Raw genomic sequence first — 21529 nt, 5'->3', positions numbered from 1 at the left:
TATGATCTAATAAATCACTTTAACTTTGCCGCCCTTCGAGCAGGCCGCGGGCTTCCGCGAAGCCTTCACCTATCAGATCAAAGAAAGCCCGTACCCGGGCGGTGCGGCGCAGGTCGGTATGGGTGACGATCCAGAGTTCGCGCCCCAGAGCTGCCACCGGGGCCTCCGTCAGGCGGACCAGGTCCGGCTCCGGGTCGCCGAGATAGCAGGGCAAAACCGCCACGCCCATGCCGGCCTTTACCGCCACGAACTGGTTCAGCAGGCTGGAGGAGCGGTAGACGAAGGCGGCTTCCGGCGCCCTGGCATTGAGCCAGTCGGCGGCATTGATGCCACTCATGCCCTGCTCCCAGCCGATCAGCGGCAGGCCGTCCAGGCTCTCCGGTTCGGCGCCCAGCCTGGGCAGGGTGGCGGCCAGTTCCTTGCGGCCAAAGAGGGTCCAGCCGATGGTGCCGAGCTTGCGGCCATGCAGGTCGCCCTCCCTCGGCCGCAGGGCGCGCAAGGCAATATCGGCCTCGCGGCGGGACAGGCTCAAGACCCGGTTATCCACCGCCAGTTCCACCTGGATGCCGGGATGCTGGCAGCGGAAGCGGCCGATCATTGGCGTGAGGATGCGGAAGCCCAGGGTCTCGGAAGCGGTCACCCGCAGCCGGCCGGTAAGCTGCTGGTCATGGCCCAGGATCTCGCGGTCGAGCGCCGCCGCCTCGGTCTCGATCCGCTCGGCACTGGCCGCCATGCGTTCGCCAGCCTCGGTGGGGGCATAGGCACCGGCCGGCAGGCGCTCGAACAGCCGTACGCCCATCTCTTCTTCCAGCGCGCCAAGGCGGCGGAAGGCCGTGGAATGGTTTACCCCCAGGGCCTTGGCCGCCCCGGTCAGGTTGCCGGCGCGCAGCACCGCCAGCACCAGGCGCAGATCGTTCCAATCCTGCATAGGCCCCTCATCCGAACAGGCTGCTTGCATATACGCAAGTATAGTTTCCAGATTTGTCGATGGATTTGCAAGATTAGCCGCCCCTATTTGGAGCCATTCAGTTCCCCCCAACCGCTTCCCCACACCCTCACCGCTTCCCCATCCTCAAGGAGACCCGCCATGCTTGCCTTCCTGCAAAACCCCACCCCTTCCCAGCGCGAAGCCGGCATCGGCCTGCTGCGCATCAGCCTCGGCGTCATGTTCCTGGCCCATGGCCTGCTGCTGAAGGTGCTGACCTTCGGCATGGCCGGTACCGCCGGCTTCTTCGTCTCACTCGGCCTGCCGGCCTGGACCGCCTACGCTACCGCCGGCGGCGAGATCATTGGCGGCGTGCTGCTGATCCTCGGCATCCTGACCCGTCCGGTGGCGCTGGCCCTCACCCCGATCCTGCTTGGCGCCCTGGTGGTGCATGCCGGCAATGGCTGGGTGTTCAGCGCGCCGAATGGCGGCTGGGAATATCCGGCCTACCTGGTGGTGCTGACCCTGGCCCAGGCCCTGCTCGGCACCGGCGCCTTCGCGGTGAGCTTTGGCCGTGCCAGCCGCCCGGCCGTCGCTTAAGACAGTTCCGGCAAAACAAGAAGCAGCGGTCTTTAGGGCCGCTGCTTTTTTTGCGTCAGGTGTTCGGCACGCCGTCGGCCCGTTCCTGCTGGCGGGCAATGGCGACGCGGTTGATCTGCTCGCGGATATCGGGGTGGATTTCCAGCAGGCGCTCGAATTCGGCAACGCCCAGGCTCAGCAGCCGGCATTCGCTCAAGCTGCGCACCGTGGCGGTGCGCCGCGTGTGACGCAGCAGGGCGACCTCGCCGAAATGCTGCCCCTCGCTGAGCACCACCGGGTTGGGCTTGATATCCACTTCCACTTCGCCGGCCATGATGAAGAACATCGCCTCGGCGCGGTCATCCTTGCGCACGATCACGGTGCCGGCCGGCACCACCTGGGCTTTGAGCAGCGAGGCGATCTCGGCGATGTTGGTGGCATTGAGATGGGCGAAAATCGGCAGCGCCGCCACGGCCCGCCAGGTTACGATGAATTCGCGCCGCTTGATCTCCTCCGCGAAACCGGAGGCGAGCAGACCGGCGGGGATGGCAAACATCGCAATGCCCAGCAGCATGACGAAGCCGCCGAACAATTTGCCCAAAGCCGTCACCGGCACCATGTCGCCATAGCCGACCGTGCCCATGGTGACGATGCCCCACCACAATGCATGGGGGATGGAGGCAAAGAGCTGCGGCTGCGCCTGATGCTCCAGCACATACATGACGCTGGAAGCCATCACCAGCAGCACGCCGAGCGCCAGGAAGCCGGCGATCAGGGGCCGCGCCTGGCCGCGCAGCACGGTGGCCACCAATGCCAGGCCCGGCACATAGCGCACCAGCTTGAACAGGGTGAGCATCTCCAGCACCAGATACCAATCCTGCGGCAGCGGCAGCAGCAGGTTGACCCAGAAGGGCAGGATCACCAGCAGATCGACGATGCCGGCCAGCGAACGCATGTAGCGCAGCCGCATGGTGCGGTCCGGGATGCGCAATTCGCCGGCATAGTCCGGCGCCATCCAGATGCGCAGCAGATATTCGATGGTGAACAGCAGATCGGTGGCTTCGCGGGCGTGGTCGAGCAGCCCGATAGCCCGCGCATCCATCTCCGGCATGGTAACCAGAAGAATGGCCGCGGCGCAGACCAGCACTGCCACCAGGATCGCCGTGGAGATGACGCGATGGCCAGCCGAGGGCGCCTCGCGGCCATCGGCCAGGAGGTCGAAACAGCGCCGGCGCCAGGTCAGCGCCGCCTGCATGTCACGCAGCCATCAGCGGGAGATTACGCATTGAGCGCCTGGGCCACGGCCTCGAAAGCCTGCTCGGCGCCGCTGGGATCGGCACCGCCGCCCTGAGCGAAATCCGGCCGTCCGCCGCCGCCCTGGCCGCCGATGGCAGGCGTCAGCACCTTGATGAGATTCGCCGCTGAATAGCGCCCGGTGAGATCATCGGTCACGCTGACCACGGCGGAAATCTTGCCATCCACCTCGGAGGTGAGCACCACCACGCCGGAGCCGATTTCCTTCTTCTTGGCATCGGCCATGGCGCGCAGGTCCTTGGCCGGAATCCCCTTCAGGCTCTGGGCCGCGAACTTGATGCCGGCGATCTCGCGCACGGCGGAAGCCGCCGCCACCGTACCCGTCGCCAACTGGCGGCGCAGCTCGGAAAGCTCGCGCTCCAGCTTGCGGCGCTCTTCCAGCAGGGCGGCCAGGCGCTGCGGCACTTCCTTAGGCTGCGCCTTCAGCACATCGGCAGCGGCACGCAGGGTTTCTTCCTGCTCGGCGAAATAGCCGCGCGCCGCCTCGCCGGTCAGCGCCTCGATGCGGCGCACGCCGGCAGCCACGGCGCCCTCGTTGATGATCTTGAACAGCGCGATATCGCCGGTGCGCTTCACATGGGTGCCGCCGCAAAGCTCGACCGAGTAATCCTTGCCATCGGCTTCCTTGCCCATGGAAAGCACGCGCACTTCATCGCCATACTTCTCGCCAAACAGCGCCATGGCACCGGCGGCAATGGCTTCGTCCGGCGTCATCAGGCGGGTGGTGACGGCATCATTCTGGCGGATGATCTGGTTCACCTCGGCTTCCACATCGGCGGCCTCGGCGGCGGTCAGCGCCTTGGGGTGGCTGATATCGAAGCGGAAGCGGTCCGGCGAGACCAGCGAGCCCTTCTGCGTCACATGATCGCCCAGGCGGCGGCGTAGCGCGGCGTGCAGCAGATGGGTGGCGGAATGGTTCGAGGCGATGGCGCCCCGGCGCTGCGGATCGACATTCAGGATCGCCATGTCGCCGAGCTTGAGCACGCCCTCAACCACCTTGCCGATATGGGCATGGAGCGCGCCGAGTTTCTTCTGCGTATCCGATACCTCGACCTTGGCGCCATCGGCGGTGACGATCACGCCGGTATCGCCCATCTGGCCGCCGGACTCGCCATAGAACGGCGTCTGGTTCAGCACCACGGCAACCTCGGCGCCGGCCTTGGCTTCGCTCACCGGCTTGCCATCCACCACGATGGCATCGACGCGGCCTTCGGCGGCCTGGGTGTCGTAGCCGAGGAATTCGGTGGCGCCCTGCTCTTCCTTGATCTCGAACCACACCTTCTCGGTTGCGGCTTCGCCCGAGCCAGCCCAGGCCTTGCGCGCCTCGGCCTTCTGCGCCGCCATAGCCGACTGGAAACCATCGAGATTGACATTGATGCCGCGCGGGCGCAGCGCATCCTGGGTCAGATCGAGCGGGAAACCAAACGTGTCGTAGAGCTTGAAGGCGGTTTCGCCGGGCAGCATGTCGCCCTTGCTCATGCCGGTGGTGGCTTCGTCGAGCAGCTTGAGGCCGCGATCCAGCGTCTGCTTGAAGCGGGTTTCCTCAAGCTTCAGCGTCTCACTGATCAGTGCTTCGGCGCGGCCCAGTTCAGGATAGGCGCGGCCCATCTCACCCACCAGGGCCGGCACCAGGCGGTGCATCAACGGCTCTTTGCAGCCCATCAGCTGCGCATGGCGCATGGCGCGGCGCATGATACGGCGCAGCACATAGCCGCGGCCTTCATTCGACGGCAGCACGCCATCGGCGATCAGGAAGCAGGACGAGCGCAGGTGATCGGCGATGACGCGATGGCTCACCTTGTGCTCGCCATCGGCATGGGCCTTGGAGAACTCGGCGGAAGCCTCGATCAGTGCGCGCATCAGGTCGATGTCGTAATTGTCGTGCTTGCCCTGCATCACGGCGGTGATGCGCTCAAGCCCCATGCCGGTATCGATGCTGGGCTTGGGCAGCGAGACGCGCTGCTCCTTGGTCACCTGCTCGAACTGCATGAACACGAGATTCCAGATCTCGATATAGCGGTCGCCATCGGCTTCCGGGCTGCCCGGCGGGCCGCCCCAGATCTTGTCGCCGTGGTCGTAGAAGATTTCCGAGCACGGGCCGCAGGGGCCGGTATCGCCCATGGCCCAGAAATTATCCGAGGTGGCGATGCGCACGATGCGGTCATCGGGCAGGCCGGCCACCTTCTTCCACAGATCAAACGCCTGATCGTCGTCGTGATAGACCGTGACCCACAGCTTATCCTTGGGCAGGCCGTATTCCTTGGTGATCAGGTTCCAGGCCAGCGGGATGGCCTCTTCCTTGAAGTAGTCGCCGAAGGAAAAATTGCCCAGCATCTCAAAGAAAGTGTGGTGGCGGGCGGTGTAGCCGACATTGTCGAGGTCGTTATGCTTGCCGCCGGCGCGCACGCATTTCTGCGACGTGGCAGCGCGGCTGTAGGGCCGCTTCTCCTGGCCGGTGAACACGTTCTTGAACTGCACCATGCCGGCATTGGTGAACATCAGGGTCGGGTCGTTGCGCGGCACCAGCGGCGAGGATTCCACGGGCGTGTGGCCGTTCTTGGCGAAATAATCCAGGAAGGCCTGGCGGATATCGCTGGCGGAGGTGGTCATACGCTTCCCCTGATCCCAATCCTCTGGCGGATTGGCCGTGATCGACAAACCTGCGGCATTTGCCAGCCCGGCCGCCCGCCCCGGCGAACCACCAGAAGCACGCAACTGCCGGATCGGCAACGCTTTTTCCCTGCCCGGCGGCATATGGGCGCCACCCGGGACCGGACCGCAGTTTTTACCGCTTCAAGACAACCCCTGTCCAGGGCAAATGTTCCGGGAGTGTTTCGGGCAGCTAAAAGTGAAAATCGATCAACCGCAGCGAAAATCCCCTAGCATTCTCTCTGCCAAATCGAAGCATCATTCAAAAAGAGAATAATACGCTGCCTCGCCTATATCTCGATCAACTATCAAGGTATGAATGAATGCATCTATTATTTTCCGCTTCTTCTCATCCGACCATTCTTCGTAATACGAAGGGCGAACTATAAAGTTTTCAATATTTCTGATGATCATGACAGACAATAGAAGCTTGATACGAGATTGATCTTTCGCGGAGAAAATACCACTTAAAACATAGCGTGATTTTACGCGTTCAGCCTTTGGAAAAGAAAATATTGCAACTGTCTTTTCTAACGAAACTGGAAATACATTCAGAATAATTCTGACACTACCAATGCCTTTATAATCTAAAGAAAACAGTGAAGACACAGCTATTGTCGGAGACTGTTTTTCAAACTCAATCACTTTATGCTCAAACATTTTGCTCCTATCACTGGAATCAAAAATAGAATCGAAATAGCGCACTCGGAACAAATACATTTCATACGCTTTAATTAAGTTTTGTGTAGCAACCATCCCCACTTCACTATCAACGGCATCATCCTCCAATCCTTTTTCGACTGCGCTTACATATGTTTGGTGAATCTTTGCAGCACCATCCATGCACGCGTGAAGCTCTTTTGTCGCCGATCTAAATGCGTGAAGAAACAACTGATCCCTATTTCCAGAGTCAAACTGCGCAGTGTCGATTTCGCGGAATATTTCGCTATCATGTTCAGAGCAAAAACCTGTGAATGTTGAAGCTTTTTTCCTCCCGACCTTTCTAAATTCTGTTTTAGGCCCGTCTTTTTCATACTGCATCTTCGGCATTATTACATGCCCAGCATCAGACAGAAGATCCATTACTCGCGAATTCTGAATGGAATGCGCTTGAATAGCTTTGTTGTTACACGTCAACCTCGGACAAAGACACTTTGCAAACTGCGAGTTAAATCGTTCGAAGATTTCTTGCTTGAATTCAGGAGGATGGGACAAGGATTTTCCTAACATTGCATATTGTTGAGTATAGCAATCGACAAGAAATAAATAAAAAAACTCAATTAATCGCCGTGATGCCGCCTCTGGCTACGCGCTCGCGGTAGCGGCTCATGAAGGCTTCGTATTGGCCGATCTGGGCGATGGCCGAGGCGAGTTCGCGCGGGTCGCCGCTGCCGCGTGCGATGGTGGAGGCGATCACGTTGAAGCTTTCGGCATCCGGCGTGCCGGTGAGCTTGTCCTGGTATTTCTTGCGCAGGTCTTCGAGGCCGGCGACATCGTTGGTGAGCGACAGCGCCACGCCGAGCTGCAGTACCTGCTTGCGCTCTTCCGGCGCCAGCGGCGCGGGATCGCTGTAGCGGTTGCCGAGATTCTGGTTCAGCACGCGGGCGGCAGCCACCCAATCCTTGGCGCGCCAGTGGATATCGGCGCGCAAGCCCCTCGCCTCCGCGCTCTGGTCATTGCCGAGCAGATTGAGGGCTTCGGAGAAGCGGTCGAGATCGGCCAGTGCGCGCACCTGCAGCAGGCGGCGCTCCTGCACCAGGCTGCCCGGCAGGTTCGGGCCATCGGTACCTTGCAGCGCCTTGAGTGCCGCTTCCGGCTTGCGGTCGAGCAGGTTGACGACGCCAAGGCGGGCGCCGGCCCGGGCGCGGTCCTCGCCGCGCAGGCGATATTGAATCTGGTGTTCAAGCAATTCGGCGGCGCGGTTGAGCAGATCGACGCCGACCAGGCGGTCGGCCAGCTTGCCGATGATCTCGTCGCCCTCGGGGCCTGCCGGGGTGAGTTCGCGGTAATCGTAGTAAAGTGCCAGGGCAGCCAGCGGCGGCATCGATTGTGCGCCGCCATCCAGGAACAGGCGGGCGAATTCATCGCTCATCTGCTTGGAGAGCAGCGGGATATCAGCCGATTTCGGGAAGTATTTCACCAGCTGGCGGAAGGTGCCGATGCCGGCGCGCAGATCGCCGCTGGCGAATTGCAATTCGCCGAGCCGCCGCAGCAGGTTGAATTCATAGGGATCGCCGCGCCAGGCGAAGCGCAGGCCATCCAGGCGGTCGATGGCTTCCTGGGTGTTGAGCTGCTTGCGCGCCAGCAGGAATTCGATCTTGGCATAATCGGCATAGGCGCGCGCCTTGCGGTCGCCGCTGGCCACCGCGTAGTCGAATTGCCGGATCGCATCCTCGGGCTTGTTCTGCGCCTGCGCCAGCAGGCCGCGCACATAGGAAGCCTCGGCCTGCTGGCCGCGGTTCAGCACATCATTCTCCAGCGCCTTCACTTCCGCTTCGGCGCCGGCAAGATCGCCGCCCGAGAGCCAGGCACGCGCCATCGCCAGCCGCAGCGGCGCGCGGATATCAGGCGGGAAACGCGCCACCGCAGCACCAGCCTGGCTGAACGCCTTGCGCGCCGAGGGCCAGTCATCGCGCTGCGCCGCCAGCAGGCCGCGATAGGCGAGCATATCCGGGTCATCATCGAAAACGCGGGAATCGATATCGTTCGCCGCCTCGTTGATCCGCCCCATCTTGAGGTTGGAAACGCCGCGCATGGCGCGGAAACGCTTGTCGCGCTCAAGCTCGGGATTATCCTGCCGTGCCTTGGCCAGCACACCCAGCGCCTCGGCATGGAGATCGTTGGCGAAATAGAATTGCGCCAACTGCATCCGCGCCATCGGGCGCTGGCCCGGCGAGGCCATCGAGACGCGGTATTGCATATTCTGCTTCTGCTCAAGAATGGTCTTGCCGTCAGCCTTGCGCCATTCGTTGTAGTCGAAGATCTCACTGTTGGCGCGGCGCGGATCGGCGCCACGCGGCGCCGAAAGCGACAGGCCGTTGGACGACGCCAGTTCAATGCCGCGCGGATAACGCCGCACCTCCAGCGCCTCCGCCTTCTTCTCCAGCGCCAGGCCCTGGAAGCTCGGCAGCACCGTCGCCTCGACGAAATCGCGCCGCTCCGGCACACCGCCATTGGCGCCGGCAAAAGGCACCACGGTGATGTTGTCGCCCACATCGGGATCAGGCACGGTCAACGGCGGTGATGGATCATTGGCGGCAAAGAACAGCCGCGCGCCGGTATCGGTATCAAGCAGGCGGCGCACATCGATCGGCGGCGGGCGGCCACTATTGGCTGGTGTCTGCGACTGCTGGGCCTGCTCGCCCTCGCCTTCGCTGCGCAGCTGATCGGGCTGCACGGTATGCAGCGCGATGGACCAACCGGCATTGCGCCGCGCGAAGGCCGTGGTGGTGCCGGCCGGCACCGCCAGGCGCAGCACGGTCATGTTCGGGATCGCCAATTGCTCGATATCGCTGATCTGGCCGTTCCAGTCGCGCGTGGTGATCGGCCGCAGGTCAATCACCGAGGGACGGTCGAACACCAGCCAGAGATAGCCATTGCGCATGAAAGCGGCGGCGGCGGCGGCGCGCGTGAAGGGGAAGATCAGCAGCGGCCCGGTGCGGCTGGAATCCACCACCGGCACCAGCGGATCGCCGCTGAGCGGCCCGGTGGGACGCGGCGGCATCAGACTTGCGGCATCGGCCACGCCCACCGGCAGCACCGGCGAAGCCGCCGGCACGCCGGCGGCGGCGGGAAGCTGCGGCGCCTGCTGCGCGAACGGCATGGTCGGTGCCACGGGTGCGGGCATTGCTGCCGGATTCTGGGCTGCCGGATTCTGGGCGGCGCCATTGGGCGCGGCGGGCGCCTGGGCTTGAGCCGGGGCAGGCACAGGCGCCGGGCGCGGCGGCTGCGCGGCTTGCTGTGCCAGTGCGGGAGCCTGGGCGGGAGCCTGGGCGGGGGCAGTCTGTGCAGGCTGCGGCGGTGCGGCGGCGGTCGGCTGTTGCGCAGGACGCGGCTGTGCTGCTGGCGCAGGCTGCGGCGTTGCAGTCGGCGCCGCTTGCGCGGTCTGCGATGGCGCGGCGATATCCACCACCACCTTGCCGCCATCGCGCCAATGCTTCACGCCGGAAGTCTCGGGCGTGGTGAAGCGCACCACGTTGGCACCATTCTCCGTTGCCGTGGACAGGCCGGTGACGAAACGCGGCGGGCGGCGCGCCAATGCGCCGAGATCAATCGGCGACGGCGACTGGAAACGCAGCGTGGTGGCGCCACCTTCGCGGTCGAGGCTGTAGTCGGTGCGCTGCGGGAAGTCGAATACCAGGCGGGTGTAATCGGGATGCTCGCCGCTGCGCATCCGCACAGCGGCCCCGGTCTGGGCCGTATTGGGCTGGGCCGTTGCCGCTTGCGGTGCCGGCGTGGCCTGTTGCTGCTGCGGCGCCGGCTGGGGCATACGCTGCGGCGTGCCGACAGGCGCCGGGGCCTGAGCTGGAGCCTGTGCCGGAGCCGGCTGCGGCGCGCCGATCGGCAGCGTATTGGTCTGCGGCACTTGAGCGAAGGCCGGCAACAACGCAGCGGTGAGCCAGGGCGACAGCAGCACGGCGAGCAGCAGCATGACAAGCAGAGGAGAGCGCGTGTGCCACGCCGCCCCTGCCGTTTTCCGTTCCGCTGCTCCGTGCCCTGCCACGTTCCGCCGCCACTCGCTCATGGGTTGGCGCCCCGCCTTAGCCAGGCGAGGTCCGATTCGCCGCAATGTACCATGGATTCCAGGCTATTACGCAGGGGTTAAGAGAGGGTTCAGAAGGCGCCGAGCACAGCCTGCAGCTTGGCCTTGAGCTGCGCCGCGTCGAACGGCTTGGCGATATAGCCGGAAACCCCGGCCGCCTTGGCCGCCAGCACGTTTTCCGGCGCCACTTCGGCGGTTATCAGGATAAACGGCGTGGTGGCATTGATCGCTTCCGCGCGCACATTGCGCAGCAGGTTCAGGCCGCTGATCGGGGTCATGTTCCAATCCGAGAGAATGACCCCATAGCGCCGCCGCTTCAGCCGCGCCAAGGCCGCCGCCGGGTCGAGTTCGGTCTCGATGTCCCGGAACCCGAGACCTTCAAGCTGTGCCGCCACCAGCCGCAGCATCGGCCGGTGGTCATCCACCACCAGGATCGGCTGCGTCAGAATCCCGGCGCGGTCGGTCAAAGGCGGTGACTAGCCGAACAGGTTCAGCAGGTAATTGCCCGTGCCGCCCGAAGTCTCCGCCGCCTTGTTGTTGAGGTAACGGATCACCATCTTGTCGACTTCGGATGAATCCTTGAATTTCGCGACGTCGACCTTGCGCTCCAGCGCCGTGATCTGGGAACTCACTTCCTGCACGGCGATCTGTTTCGGGATGTTGTTCGCCACCGTCACCACTTCGCGCAGCACGGAATCGCCCAGCAGCTGAACGGTCTGGGTCACATCCTTGGCGCGGCGCTTGAATTCGATGGCGGCACGCACGCCAGGTGCCTGCTCGTCCAGCGACTGTTCGTATTTCAGGCGCTCGTATTTGGTGACGATATTGTCAACCACGGTCTGCGAGGTGAGCTTGCTCACCTTGGAGCCGAAGAAATCCAGATCCTGCGCCAGCTGCTTGAAGCGCGCATCCTGGAAACGGTTGGCCAGCGAATCCACATCGGACAGGTTGCTTTCCATGATCTTGCGGATCTTGCCGGTATTGGGCAATTCGCTTTCCAGATCATAGGCCGACAGCACGAAGCGCATGATGCGCTTGTCGGCGAAGAAATCATCCACCGACTTGATGCTCTTCACATTGGCCTTGAAATACTCTTCCTCGCGCTGGATATCGGCACGGCTGCGAAAACGCTGGAATTCCGGGCCATCGAATTCATAGACCTTGCTGGCATTGCTCGCCGGCAGGGTCTGCTCCTTTTCCGGCGTCTTGGTCTTGGCCTTGGTGTAGGCATTGGCCGTGGCATTGGGCAGGTTGCCGCTGGTCAGCAGGCTGCCGTCGCTATTCAGCGCCACCTGGCCGGAATTGTTGATCACCAGATTCTTGATCTTGGCCAGCCCGGCTTCCAGCGGCGTGCCGGTGCCGTCGTTACGCACCTTGCCGTTGCCATCAATGGTGACGGCATTGCCGTTTGTATCGGTGAGCGAACCCGTGGCGCCAAGATCGAACTTGCGGGCCAGTTCCAGTTCCTTGGTGGTGCCACGGCGGGCCACCGAGTTCGGATCACTCAGATCACTCAGCAGCACATCCTTGAGGCGCTGCTTGTTGAAGCTGTAGAGGTCGCTGACGCCAAAGGCATTGGCCAGCACCTTGAGCACGCGGTCATCATTGACCAGCTCATTCACCGTGGTGGCGCTGTTCATCCGGTTCTGCACATAGGTGGCATCGGAGACAGCGAGTGCGTTATCCGCCTTCACCTGCACATTGCGGATGCGGATCTGCATGTTCTTGATATCGAGCAGCTGCTTCGCCAGCGCATCCTGGGTGGAGGATTCCTTGGCGCTGCCAGCATTCTTCTCAGCCGTCTGCTGCAGGCGGCGATACAGCACGAACGGCGACATGCCGCTGCTGGATGAAGTGGGGATATCGATCGAGGTAACCATTTAAGCCCGCCTCCTGCGGTGCCCGAAGGTCCTGTGTCCGCTTTGCCTGCCGCACCCGCCATTCTGGGGTACCGCGTGCTGGCAACAATATTACCACGGACGGTAAATGCTACAACCAGGATAGTCGCCTGGGTCCTAAGAAAAGGTTAACAACCGGAACCCAGGCCTGAGCCTCCCAAGCCTGGGGAACCTTAGCCGCCGGGCCGTTGTGCCGGAGCGGGAGCCGCCGGCGCCGGCCGTGCGGCCGGGGTGGCCGCGGGCTGGTCGCTGGCGGCGGCCCGCAGGTTGGCCGGAAGCTGCTTGCGGGTGGCCATGCGGACGGTGAGGTCCTGCGCCATCGCCGGCTCCATCTTGGCCATGACGGCGGCCACCTTGGCCTCCTTCATGCGTTCGATGACATTGAGCAGCACATTGGCGTCAAGCTGCGCGAAGATGCGCGCCGCCTCTTCCGGCTTCATGGTCTCGTAGATCTTCACCAGACCACGCAGGTTCTCATCCTCCTGCTTGTCGGTGCTCTGCACCACCTGCTTGATGCTGGCTTCCAGCTTCTTCAATTCGGCAATGCGTTCGTCGATCCGCTTCTCGGCGGCGGCCAGCAGGCTTTCGCGCAGATCCAGTTCGCGCGCACGCTGCTCAAGCTGCTCGCGGCGCTGCGCCAGATTGGCCAGCAATTCGATCTCGGCCCGGGTGAAGGTGGTCGGATCGCGGTCGGCCAGAGAAGACAGACCGGAATTCTGTGCGGCATTGCTGGCCGGGGTGGCCGGAGCAGCGCCACCAGCGAGGCGCGCGGGCGCCCCCTGCCCCTGCCCACCCTGGGCCTGGGCCGGAGCCTGCGCCTGCTGCGCCGGAGCGGCCTGCTGTCCTTGCGCAACGGCAGCGGGGACAAAAAGTGCCTCGCGGCCCTGCCACAGCGAACCGACCTTGAGGCCGAGCAGCAAAGCCACGGCGAGAATAGTGAGCGGCAGCAGCCGCACCCGGCTGGTAAGCGCACGCGAGACTGGACGCACACTGCCGGTTTGGGCCGGCGCCGCAATCATTGCAGCCGGCGCCGGTTTCGGTGCCGAACGGCCAATGGCGGCATAAGCAGCAGCGGCAGCCGGCGGAATACCCTGGCGATGACGGCGCGGATTGTCGTCGAAACCATCAGCCATGATCAGCGCGCCTGCCTCAATGCCATCAGCAATTCACGTTCCGCTTCCGAGCGCGGCTCGACCTTGAAATTGGCGGCGGCAGCATTGGCGGCGTTTGCAGGAGCCGGCGGCGCCGGGCGGCGGGCCGGGAATTGCGCACCGGCGGCTGCGGCTGCGGCCACGGCGGCGGCGGCAACATTGGCGGCGCGCGCCGGCGGCTGCGGCTTCTCCGGCGTCGGCGTCTGCTCGGCCTTGGACTGGCGGTTGCCGGCAGCCTCGCCGGCCAGGCGATCGGCCAGGCGGTCGGCGGTCTCGATCATGAAACCAAGTTCCTCGCGGATCGTCTTGGCCTGCTTCATGCGCTCCTCATGCGCGCCATCGGCGCTGGCGGAAGCGGATTTCAATTCGGCGACGCCCTGGCGCGCGCGATTCAGCGCCTTGTCGAATTCGCCGATCAGGCGGCGCATCTCATCCTGGTTGGCGCGCAGATTGCCCAGCCGGCGGTTCAGCACCAGGCACATGCCGAACGTGCCGATCAGCAGCACCACGACGACAATCTCAACGGCCAGCATCAGGTTCATCAGATGCCCTCCACGATCACGGCTTGACGCTTCAAGGCGCGATCCACCTTGATCGCGATATTGTTGCCCATGCGGCCCATGCGGCCTTCAACCATCGGCACGCCGCCGCAGCGCATCATGATAATCGATTCCGGCGCGGCATTGAACATGATGGTCTTGCCGACTTCCAGATTCATCACCTGGCCCAGCGTCATCACCTGTTCATCGAGAACCGCTTCAATTTCCACGTCAGTCGACCAGAGTTCCGTCGCCAAGTGGTTTTCCCAGATCGAGTCACGGCCGAACTTTTCGCCCATGAACATCTGCAGCAGCAGTTCGCGCACCGGTTCCAGGGTGGCATAGGGCAGCAGCAGTTCCAGGCGACCGCCGCGATCTTCCATGTCGACGCGCAGGCGCGCGAGAATGGCGGCGTTGGCGGGACGCGCGATGGTGGCAAAGCGCGGATTGGTCTCGATGCGGTCGTAGGAGAAGTTGACCGGCGCCAGCGGCTCGAAAGCGGCGCGCATGTCGTCCAGCACCACGTTGACCATGCGCTCGACGAGGTTGCGTTCAATCGTGGTATAGGGCCGGCCTTCGATGCGCATCGCCGCCGTGCCGCGACGGCCACCGAGCAGCACGTCAACGATGGAGTAGATCAGCGAGGAATCGACCGTGAGCAGGCCGTAATTATCCCACTCCACCGCGCGGAATACGGACAGGATGGCGGGCAGCGGGATCGAGTTCAGGTAATCGCCGAAACGGATCGAGGTAATATTATCGAGCGAGACTTCAACGTTATCGGATGTGAAGTTACGCAGAGATGTGGTCATCAGGCGCACGAGGCGGTCGAACACCACCTCAAGCATCGGCAGACGCTCATAGGAAACCAGCGCGGAATTGATGATCGCGCGGATACCGGCCTTGTCGGAATCGTCTTCAACGGATGCATCGAAGCCAAGCAGGCTGTCGATTTCATCCTGATTCAGGATGCGGGTAGAGCCGCCGTCGCCGCCGCCACCGCCGGCGCCGCCCGCCCATCCACCACCATCTTCGCCCGTATCTGCCATGATCCGTTCCTGTCGCTCCGATGCAGCAGCAGCGCCGCTACTGAATCAGCATTTCCTTGAACAGCACATCATTGATCTTGATCGGCGCCACTGCCTGATTGACGCGGACCAGCAATTCTTCCTTCAGCCGGTAGAGGCCGGCGGAACCCACCAGATCATCGGGGCGCAATTCGCGCAGGTAGACCTGGAAGTTATCGATCACGCGCGGCATCAGTTCGTTCAGCTTCGGCGTCGACAGTGGTTCCTGGTGTTCCAGCGCCACCTTCAGCTTCAGATAGCTGGCCTGCCGCCCGGTGGCATTCAGATTCACCAGAATGTCCGGCAAATCATGGAAAACCGTCACTTTCGGCGGTTCCGGCTTGACCTCTTCTTCCTTCTTGTGGCCGCCGAACACGCCAAGGAAATAGGCCGCCGCGCCGCCGCCTAGCAGCAGCACCAGCAGCAGCGGCACCACAACGAACACGATCATGCGCTTGCCGGAGAGCTTCTTCTTGCCCCCGCCTTCGCCGCCCTCGCCGCCTTCGCCTTCAGTTTCGTCAGCCATCGCAGACCTTCTTTACCGATCACCGCATGGATACGCCGCAAGTGTTAACGAACCGTCATCACTGGGCAGATTTTGCCGGGTAGGCCATTCCAGCCGCCCGGCGGTTTTTGCCTCCGGCCCGGATTTCCGAAGTTTCTTCTTTATTATTCAACAGCTTAATGAGTTGGCACGGAGCCTGCAACTCCTTCTGCGACCCCGGCCCCGAGCCGGCCCCAGGATGAAGCGAGCCGCGTTATGGAGAATACGAGCTACATCGCCCTTTCCAAGATGTCCGCCATGCGGCGGCAGATGGATGTGCTCGCCAACAACCTGGCGAACATGAACTCGAACGCCTACAAGGGCGAGCGGGTGATGTTCGAGGAATACCTGAACCGTGGCAATACCAGCCTGGACACCCGCAACAACCGCTCCAGCTTCGTCACCGATACCGGCGTGCTGCGCGATTTCTCCAACGGCAAGCTGAACAACACCGGCAACCCGTTCGATCTCGCCATCACCGGCCCGGGCTATCTCAGCATCGACACCCCGCAGGGCCGCCGCTACACCCGCGACGGCCATCTCCGCCTGGACGAGGACCGTCGCCTGGTGACCGCTGGTGGCCATCCGGTGCTCGACAACCGCGGCCGCGAGATCGTGTTCCCGCCGAATGAAAACAACCCGCCGGCCATCGCCGCCGACGGCACCATCACCGTGGGCGTCAACCAGCTCGGCAAAATCGACCTGGTGACCTTCGAGAACGAGCAAGGCCTGCGCAAGACGGCGCAGGGCATGTTCGCCACCGACCTGGAGCCGGAAGTGGCCCCCCAAACCTCCACCATCGCGCAGGGCATGCTGGAAAGCTCGAATGTCGAGCCGATCCTGGAAATGACCAACATGATCGACCTGCTGCGTTACTACCAGAACACCCAGAACCTGATCGACGGCGAACATGATCGTATTCGCCGTGCGGTCGAGCGGCTTGGCCGCGTCACCGCTTAACGGACTTTAGGAAGAGGAGAGAGCCATGCGTTCGCTCAACACCGGCGCCACCGGCATGATGGCCCAGCAGCTCAATGTTGAAGTCATCTCGAACAACATTGCCAACATGAACACCACGGGCTTCAAGCGCCAGCGCGCGGAGTTCCAGGATCTGCTGTACCAAAACCAGCGCCGCCCCGGCGCCACCTCTTCAGACGCCAACACCATCGTGCCCTCGGGCATCCAGATCGGCGTTGGTGTGCGCGCCGCCGGTGTCTACCGCATCCACGAGCAGGGCAACCTCAGCTCGACCGGCAATCCCTACGATATCGCCATCAACGGCAAGGGCTTCTTCCAGATCACCCTGCCGTCCGGCGAAACCGCCTATACCCGCGCCGGCTCGTTCCAGGTCAACGCGCAGGGCCAGGTGGTGACCGCCGATGGTTACCTGGTCAATCCGAACATCACCGTGCCGCAGGGCACGCTGGCGGTGAGCGTCGACAATACCGGCATCGTCGAGGCCCGCATCACCGGCCAGACCGCACCGCAGCAGCTCGGCCAGATCCAGCTCGCCAACTTCGTCAATGAAGCCGGCCTCGAAGCGGTGGGCGACAATCTATTCCTCGAAACCCCGGCCTCGGGCCAGCCGCAGGTCGGCAATCCGAACACCCAGGGCCTCGGCACGCTGCGCCAGGGCTACCTGGAAACCTCGAACGTCAATCCGGTGCAGGAAATCACCAACCTGATCACCGCCCAGCGCGCCTACGACATGAACTCGAAGGTGATCACCACCTCCGACGAAATGCTGCAGACCACCACCCGCCTGCGCTGATCCAGAGCAAGACCAGGAGATCCATCATGGCCCGCACCGCCCTCCTCCTTCTCGCTGCCGCCGGCGCTTTCGCCGTTGGCGTGGCTCTCAGCCAGCCGGCGCATGCGCAGCAGCAGGTCGCTTCGGCAGCGCCGGCCGCGGCCGCGAAGGCTGCCGCGACGCGCTACGTTTCGGAGCGCGAAGTGGCCCGCCGCATCGTGAACATGATCCAGCAGCGCAACGGTGGCCGGCCGGTGGAAGTTGCCTTCCATGGCAACGACAACGGCATCACCCTGCCGGCCAGCGCCGAATGGCGCATCGACAGCTTCACCTACGACGACCGTTCGGGCCGCTTCACCGGCACCGTGGCCGCCAACGGCACCAGCGAATTCCTGCGTATTTCCGGCCGCGCCAACGCAGTGGAAGCGATGCCGGTGCTGCGCACCCGCGTCGCGCCAGGCGAAGTGATTACCAACGAGGCTCTGGAATGGCGCCAGGTGCCCATGGGCCGCTACACCTCGGCCTATATCGACCGCATGGACGATCTGGTCGGCCTGACCCCGAAGCGCGCACTGAATGTCGGCCAGCCGATCCGCAGCAACGATGTCGGCCGCCTTGAGCAGGTGACCAAGAACAGCCTGATCACCATGGTGGCGCAGGCCCCGGGCATGACCATCACCACCACCGGCCGCGCGCTGGAAGGCGGCGCCATCGGCGATGTGATCCAGGTGATGAACCTGCAGAGCAAGAAAACCATCCAGGCCACCGTCACCGGCAGCAGCGTGGTGCAGGTGGTGACCGCACCGCGCTTGATTGCCAGCAACTGATAACAACAAAAAAACCAGAGAGAGACCCAGCCATGACCCGCTTCAGCCACAGCATCCGCTTCCTCGCCCCCCGCGTCATCATGCTGGCCGGTGTTGCCTTGAGCCTTGCCGCCTGTGATGTCGGCCGCCTGACTGAAATCGGCAAGCCGCCAAATCTGAGCAAGATCGATAATCCCACCGAGCAGAAGGATTACCGCCCGGTGAGCCTGCCGATGCCGTCGCCGGAAGTTTCCGCCCGCTCGGCCAATTCGCTGTGGCGCCCCGGCTCGCGGCAATTCTTCAAGGATCACCGTGCCGCCAAGGTCGGCGACATCCTGACGGTGAATATCGACATCCAGGAACGCGCCTCGCTGCAGAACAACACCACCACCTCGCGCGAGAGCAGCGAAGCGGCCAACGTCACCAACCTGCTGGGCCTTGAATCGGCTTCCGATGGTGCGGGCGGCGTGACCACCGGCGCCGGCACTGCTTCGACGCTGAACAAGATCTTCAAGAACATCAATCCGTCGGCGGCGGCCAATCTCGGCTCCACCTCTTCGGTCACCGGTCAGGGTCAGGTGCAACGCCAGGAACAGATCACGCTGCGCGTCGCCGGCCTGGTCACCCAGGTGTTGCCGAACGGCAATCTGGTGGTGCAGGGCCGCCAGGAAATCCGCGTCAACAACGAAGTGCGCGAATTGCTGATCCAGGGCATCGTGCGGCCGGAAGACATCACCGCCACCAACACGGTGAGCCACACCCAGATGGCTGAAGCGCGCATCGCCTATGGCGGCCGTGGCCAGCTCACCAACGTGCAGCAGGCGCGTTACGGCCAGCAGATTTACGACGTGCTCTTCCCCTTCTAAGTGACAGCGGAAGCGCAAACAAAAAGGCCGGTCAGAACGACCGGCCTTTTCTTTTTTCCGCAATTGCGAAAAGAATCAGAGATCGTCGCGGTGCGTCCGCTCGCGGCGCTCATGGCGCTCCTGCGCCTCGATGGAGAGCGTGGCGATCGGGCGGGCTTCGAGACGCTTGAGCGAGATCGGCTCGCCAGTCTCTTCGCAATAGCCATAGGTGTTGTCGTCGATCCGCTTCATTGCCGCGTCGATCTTCGAGATCAGCTTGCGCTGGCGGTCGCGGGTGCGCAGCTCCAGGGCGCGATCGGTTTCCACCGAGGCGCGGTCAGCGATATCCGGTTCCTGGCTGGTGTCTTCCTGTAGATGCTGCAGCGTCTGGTTCGACTCGCGCAGGATGTCGTCCTTCCAGGCTTGCAGCTTGCGGCGGAAATACTCCCGCATCTTCGGATTCATAAAGGCTTCGGACTCGGCAGGACGGTAATTAGGCTTCAACTGGATACCCATGCGAGAACCTCCAAAACCCGGCCCTGCCCCCTGGGAACGCGACTCGTTTGAGACTGGGGGGCCGGCAACGGCGGCGGGAGTATATGAATCGCCCGGGGCCGGAGCAAGCACAGAGATTGCCCCCGGAAGCCGTTGAAATCATGAAAGAATTGTGACTTTGGGCAGATTCCCCGGGTCTCGGGGCGCCGGCGGTGGGTCTGGGTCCGACCCTGGGGGTGGCCCCTAGTAGCCGAGCTTGGCCAATTCCACTTCGCAGCGCAGTTCAATTTCGCCGATCAGCTCGGCCAGCTGCGGATCCGCCACCATCATGCGCTCCTGGCGCAGCATCTGGGCTAGGCCATGCAGCCGGTCGACCGGGATACGGCCCATCAGCATGCCATCGCGGATATCTTCCAGCTTGTCGAGCAGGCCGGAACCACGACGGGCGGCGCGGCGGCGCTCCTGCTTGTTATGGCCATCGGCATCCACCGCCTGCAGCATCAGGGTGGCATCCAGGGCCGCCATCGGCGCAGCGCCTGTGACCCCCCCGGTGCTGGTTTCCGGGCCTTTCAGATAACTGGAAAAGCTGGCGCCACCGGCCGAACCGGTGCCGCCGGCACGCTTGGGTGCACCGGGCTGAACGCCGCCGGGACCGCCGATCTTGTTAATGCTCATGCGCCGCATGGTGCCCGAGAAATTCCACCCGGTAAAGTCGGCAAATTTTGCCGATCCGGGACCGCACGGCGTCTATTTTATCAATAAAATCAATACCCTTCCCGTTGGCACGATACTCGCATCCATATGGTCCAAGACCGGGCGTTGGCAAGAATTGCCGGCGGATCGGTCAAACGATCAGAGAGAGCGACCACCATGATCCGCACTGCTTCCAACCGCTTCCGCTGCAAGGCCGCCAAACTGGCGGTCAGCTTCGTGGCTGCCTGCGCGATCCTGGTGGCGCAGCCGGGCCAGACCCTGGCCGGTTCCCGCATCAAGGATGTCGCCGACTTCGAGGGCATCCGCGAGAATATGCTGATCGGCTACGGCCTGGTGGTCGGCCTGGACGGCACCGGCGACAGCCTGACCAACGCGCCTTTCACCAAGCAGAGCCTGCAGGCCATGCTGGAGCGCCTGGGCGTCAACATCCGCGACGCCGGCAATTTCACCACCAAGAATATCGCCGCGGTGATGGTCACCGCCACCCTGCCCCCCTTCGCCCGCCATGGCAGCCGCATCGACGTCACCGTCTCGACGCTGGGCGATGCCAAGAGCCTGCAGGGCGGCACCTTGATGGTGACCCCGCTGCTCGGCGCCGATGGCGAAGTCTATGCTGTCGGCCAGGGCGCCGTGGCGGTCAGCGGCTTCAAGGCCCAGGGCGCCGCCGCCCAGATCACCCGTGGCGTGCCGACCGCCGGCCGCATTGCCAACGGCGCCATCGTTGAGCGCGAGGTCGGCTTCGAACTCGCCTCGCTGCCCATTCTGCGCTTGGCGCTGAAGAACCCCGACCTCACCACCGCGCGCCGCATCAGCCAGGCGGTGTCGACGCTGGCCGGTGTGCCCACCGCTCGCGCGCTCGACCCGACCACCGTGCATATCGATGTGCCGCAGCGCTGGCGCGCCGACCTGATCGGCTTCATGACCGAAATCGAGCAGCTGCAGGTGGAGACCGACCAGGTTGCCCGCGTGGTGATTGATGAACGCTCCGGCACCATCGTGATGGGCCCGAATGTGCGCATCGATACCGTTGCCATCGCTCAAGGCCAGCTCACCATCCGCGTCACCGAGACGCCGCAGGTGTCGCAGCCGAATCCCTTCGCGCCGGGCGGCGTGGTTGTGCCGGGCATTGCCGGCACCTCTGCCGCCACTGGTATCGTGCAGGTGCCGCGCATCGGCCCGGATGGCCAGCCGGTGCGCGATGCCCAGGGCAATGTTGTGTTCGATCCCGTAACCCAGGCCGTGCCGGGCACCGGCACCCCCACTGTGGCGGGCCAGGCTGGCGGTGGTGCGCAGACCGTGGTGGTGCCGCGCACCGATATCCAGATCGACGAGCAGGTGGATCGCCGCCTGGCGGTGATGCAGCGCGGCGTGTCGCTGCGCGAACTGGTGGATGGCCTGAATGCGCTGGGCGTCGGCCCGCGCGACATGATCACCATTCTTCAGGCGATCAAGGCCGCTGGCGCCCTGCAAGCCGAAATCCAGGTGATGTGA

Annotated in this window: 20 protein-coding genes; 7 read left to right on the top strand and 13 right to left on the bottom strand. The window is 63.5% G+C overall.

All coding sequences use genetic code 11. The features are described 5' to 3' along the window. Positions 1-19 precede the first annotated feature (19 nt). Positions 20-928 (bottom strand): LysR family transcriptional regulator, encoded by a 909-nt coding sequence (locus tag ACQY7X_RS16210; RefSeq protein WP_428246453.1) that lies wholly within the window; start codon positions 926-928, stop codon positions 20-22. A 159-nt stretch (positions 929-1087) separates the two neighbouring features. Here ACQY7X_RS16210 and ACQY7X_RS16205 point away from each other — a divergent pair, with 159 nt between their 5' ends. Then, the gene (locus ACQY7X_RS16205) at positions 1088-1525 is read left to right on the top strand and encodes a DoxX family protein (RefSeq protein ID WP_428246452.1); all 438 of its coding nucleotides are present in this window, start codon (positions 1088-1090) and stop codon (positions 1523-1525) included. A gap of 55 nt (positions 1526-1580) precedes the next feature. On the opposite strand, the gene ACQY7X_RS16200 is transcribed toward ACQY7X_RS16205, so the two are convergent. Together ACQY7X_RS16200 and alaS are read right to left on the bottom strand one after the other, a co-directional pair. Next, complete coding sequence (locus ACQY7X_RS16200; protein ID WP_428246451.1) at positions 1581-2759, bottom strand: cyclic nucleotide-gated ion channel; 1179 nt, start codon at positions 2757-2759, stop codon at positions 1581-1583. 23 nt (positions 2760-2782) lie between these two features. Beyond that, positions 2783-5428 carry an alanine--tRNA ligase gene (gene alaS, locus ACQY7X_RS16195; RefSeq protein WP_428246450.1) on the bottom strand — a complete coding sequence of 882 codons (2646 nt, stop codon included), beginning with the start codon at positions 5426-5428 and terminating at the stop codon, positions 2783-2785. Positions 5429-5465: 37 nt separating this feature from the next. On the opposite strand from alaS, the gene ACQY7X_RS16190 reads away from it, so the two are divergent. Beyond that, positions 5466-5744 (top strand): hypothetical protein, encoded by a 279-nt coding sequence (locus ACQY7X_RS16190; RefSeq protein ID WP_428246449.1) that lies wholly within the window; start codon positions 5466-5468, stop codon positions 5742-5744. Here the strand turns inward: ACQY7X_RS16190 and ACQY7X_RS16185 are convergent. From ACQY7X_RS16185 to ACQY7X_RS16150, 8 genes are all read right to left on the bottom strand, one after another. Further along, entirely contained in the window at positions 5726-6550 is an 825-nt protein-coding gene (locus ACQY7X_RS16185; protein WP_428246448.1) for a hypothetical protein, read from the bottom strand. The two genes, ACQY7X_RS16190 and ACQY7X_RS16185, sit on opposite strands and share 19 nt — an antisense overlap. A 193-nt stretch (positions 6551-6743) precedes the next feature. Then, a complete protein-coding gene (locus ACQY7X_RS16180; protein WP_428246447.1) occupies positions 6744-10118 on the bottom strand; it encodes a tetratricopeptide repeat protein in 3375 nt (1124 codons plus the stop codon). 182 nt (positions 10119-10300) lie between these two features. Beyond that, positions 10301-10696: a response regulator gene (locus tag ACQY7X_RS16175; RefSeq protein WP_428246446.1), complete on the bottom strand. Its 396-nt coding sequence runs from the start codon at positions 10694-10696 to the stop codon at positions 10301-10303. A 9-nt stretch (positions 10697-10705) separates the two neighbouring features. Continuing rightward, the gene (locus tag ACQY7X_RS16170) at positions 10706-12109 is read right to left on the bottom strand and encodes a DUF1217 domain-containing protein (RefSeq protein WP_428246445.1); all 1404 of its coding nucleotides are present in this window, start codon (positions 12107-12109) and stop codon (positions 10706-10708) included. Between the two features lie 191 nt (positions 12110-12300). Continuing rightward, the gene (locus ACQY7X_RS16165) at positions 12301-13260 is read right to left on the bottom strand and encodes a MotE family protein (RefSeq protein WP_428246444.1); all 960 of its coding nucleotides are present in this window, start codon (positions 13258-13260) and stop codon (positions 12301-12303) included. A gap of 2 nt (positions 13261-13262) precedes the next feature. Beyond that, positions 13263-13820 (bottom strand): DUF6468 domain-containing protein, encoded by a 558-nt coding sequence (locus tag ACQY7X_RS16160; RefSeq protein WP_428246443.1) that lies wholly within the window; start codon positions 13818-13820, stop codon positions 13263-13265. Further along, positions 13820-14866, bottom strand: coding sequence for a flagellar motor switch protein FliM (gene fliM / locus ACQY7X_RS16155; RefSeq protein WP_428246442.1), 1047 nt, complete (start codon positions 14864-14866; stop codon positions 13820-13822). Before fliM ends, ACQY7X_RS16160 begins: the two co-directional genes overlap by 1 nt. Before the next feature lie 37 nt (positions 14867-14903). Beyond that, a complete protein-coding gene (locus ACQY7X_RS16150) occupies positions 14904-15410 on the bottom strand; it encodes a flagellar basal body-associated FliL family protein (RefSeq protein ID WP_428246441.1) in 507 nt (168 codons plus the stop codon). 234 nt (positions 15411-15644) lie between these two features. Here ACQY7X_RS16150 and flgF point away from each other — a divergent pair, with 234 nt between their 5' ends. From flgF to ACQY7X_RS16130, 4 genes are read left to right on the top strand one after another with little or no spacing between them, the layout of a single operon-like run. Continuing rightward, positions 15645-16388 carry a flagellar basal-body rod protein FlgF gene (gene flgF, locus ACQY7X_RS16145; RefSeq protein WP_428246440.1) on the top strand — a complete coding sequence of 248 codons (744 nt, stop codon included), beginning with the start codon at positions 15645-15647 and terminating at the stop codon, positions 16386-16388. A 25-nt stretch (positions 16389-16413) separates the two neighbouring features. After that, positions 16414-17199: a flagellar basal-body rod protein FlgG gene (gene flgG, locus ACQY7X_RS16140; RefSeq protein WP_428246439.1), complete on the top strand. Its 786-nt coding sequence runs from the start codon at positions 16414-16416 to the stop codon at positions 17197-17199. Between the two features lie 26 nt (positions 17200-17225). Next, positions 17226-18005, top strand: a complete 780-nt coding sequence (flgA, locus tag ACQY7X_RS16135; protein ID WP_428246438.1) for a flagellar basal body P-ring formation chaperone FlgA — start codon at positions 17226-17228, stop codon at positions 18003-18005. A gap of 32 nt (positions 18006-18037) precedes the next feature. Next, on the top strand, positions 18038-18850 hold the full coding sequence (locus ACQY7X_RS16130; RefSeq protein ID WP_428246437.1) for a flagellar basal body L-ring protein FlgH: 813 nt from the start codon (positions 18038-18040) through the stop codon (positions 18848-18850). A 75-nt stretch (positions 18851-18925) separates the two neighbouring features. Here ACQY7X_RS16130 and dksA read toward each other — a convergent pair whose 3' ends face one another. Together dksA and ACQY7X_RS16120 are read right to left on the bottom strand one after the other, a co-directional pair. Next, entirely contained in the window at positions 18926-19345 is a 420-nt protein-coding gene (gene dksA, locus ACQY7X_RS16125; protein ID WP_428246436.1) for an RNA polymerase-binding protein DksA, read from the bottom strand. 222 nt (positions 19346-19567) lie between these two features. Then, positions 19568-19999 (bottom strand): flagellar assembly protein FliX, encoded by a 432-nt coding sequence (locus ACQY7X_RS16120; protein WP_428246435.1) that lies wholly within the window; start codon positions 19997-19999, stop codon positions 19568-19570. 195 nt (positions 20000-20194) lie between these two features. Between ACQY7X_RS16120 and ACQY7X_RS16115 the strand changes: the two genes are divergently transcribed. Further along, entirely contained in the window at positions 20195-21529 is a 1335-nt protein-coding gene (locus tag ACQY7X_RS16115) for a flagellar basal body P-ring protein FlgI (protein WP_428246434.1), read from the top strand.

Origin of the sequence: Ferrovibrio sp. (assembly GCF_965278975.1) — a bacterium.
Taxonomy (GTDB): Bacteria; Pseudomonadota; Alphaproteobacteria; order Ferrovibrionales; family Ferrovibrionaceae; genus Ferrovibrio.
Note: the sequence above shows the minus strand (reverse complement) of the source record. Positions and strands in the feature narration are given on the sequence as shown.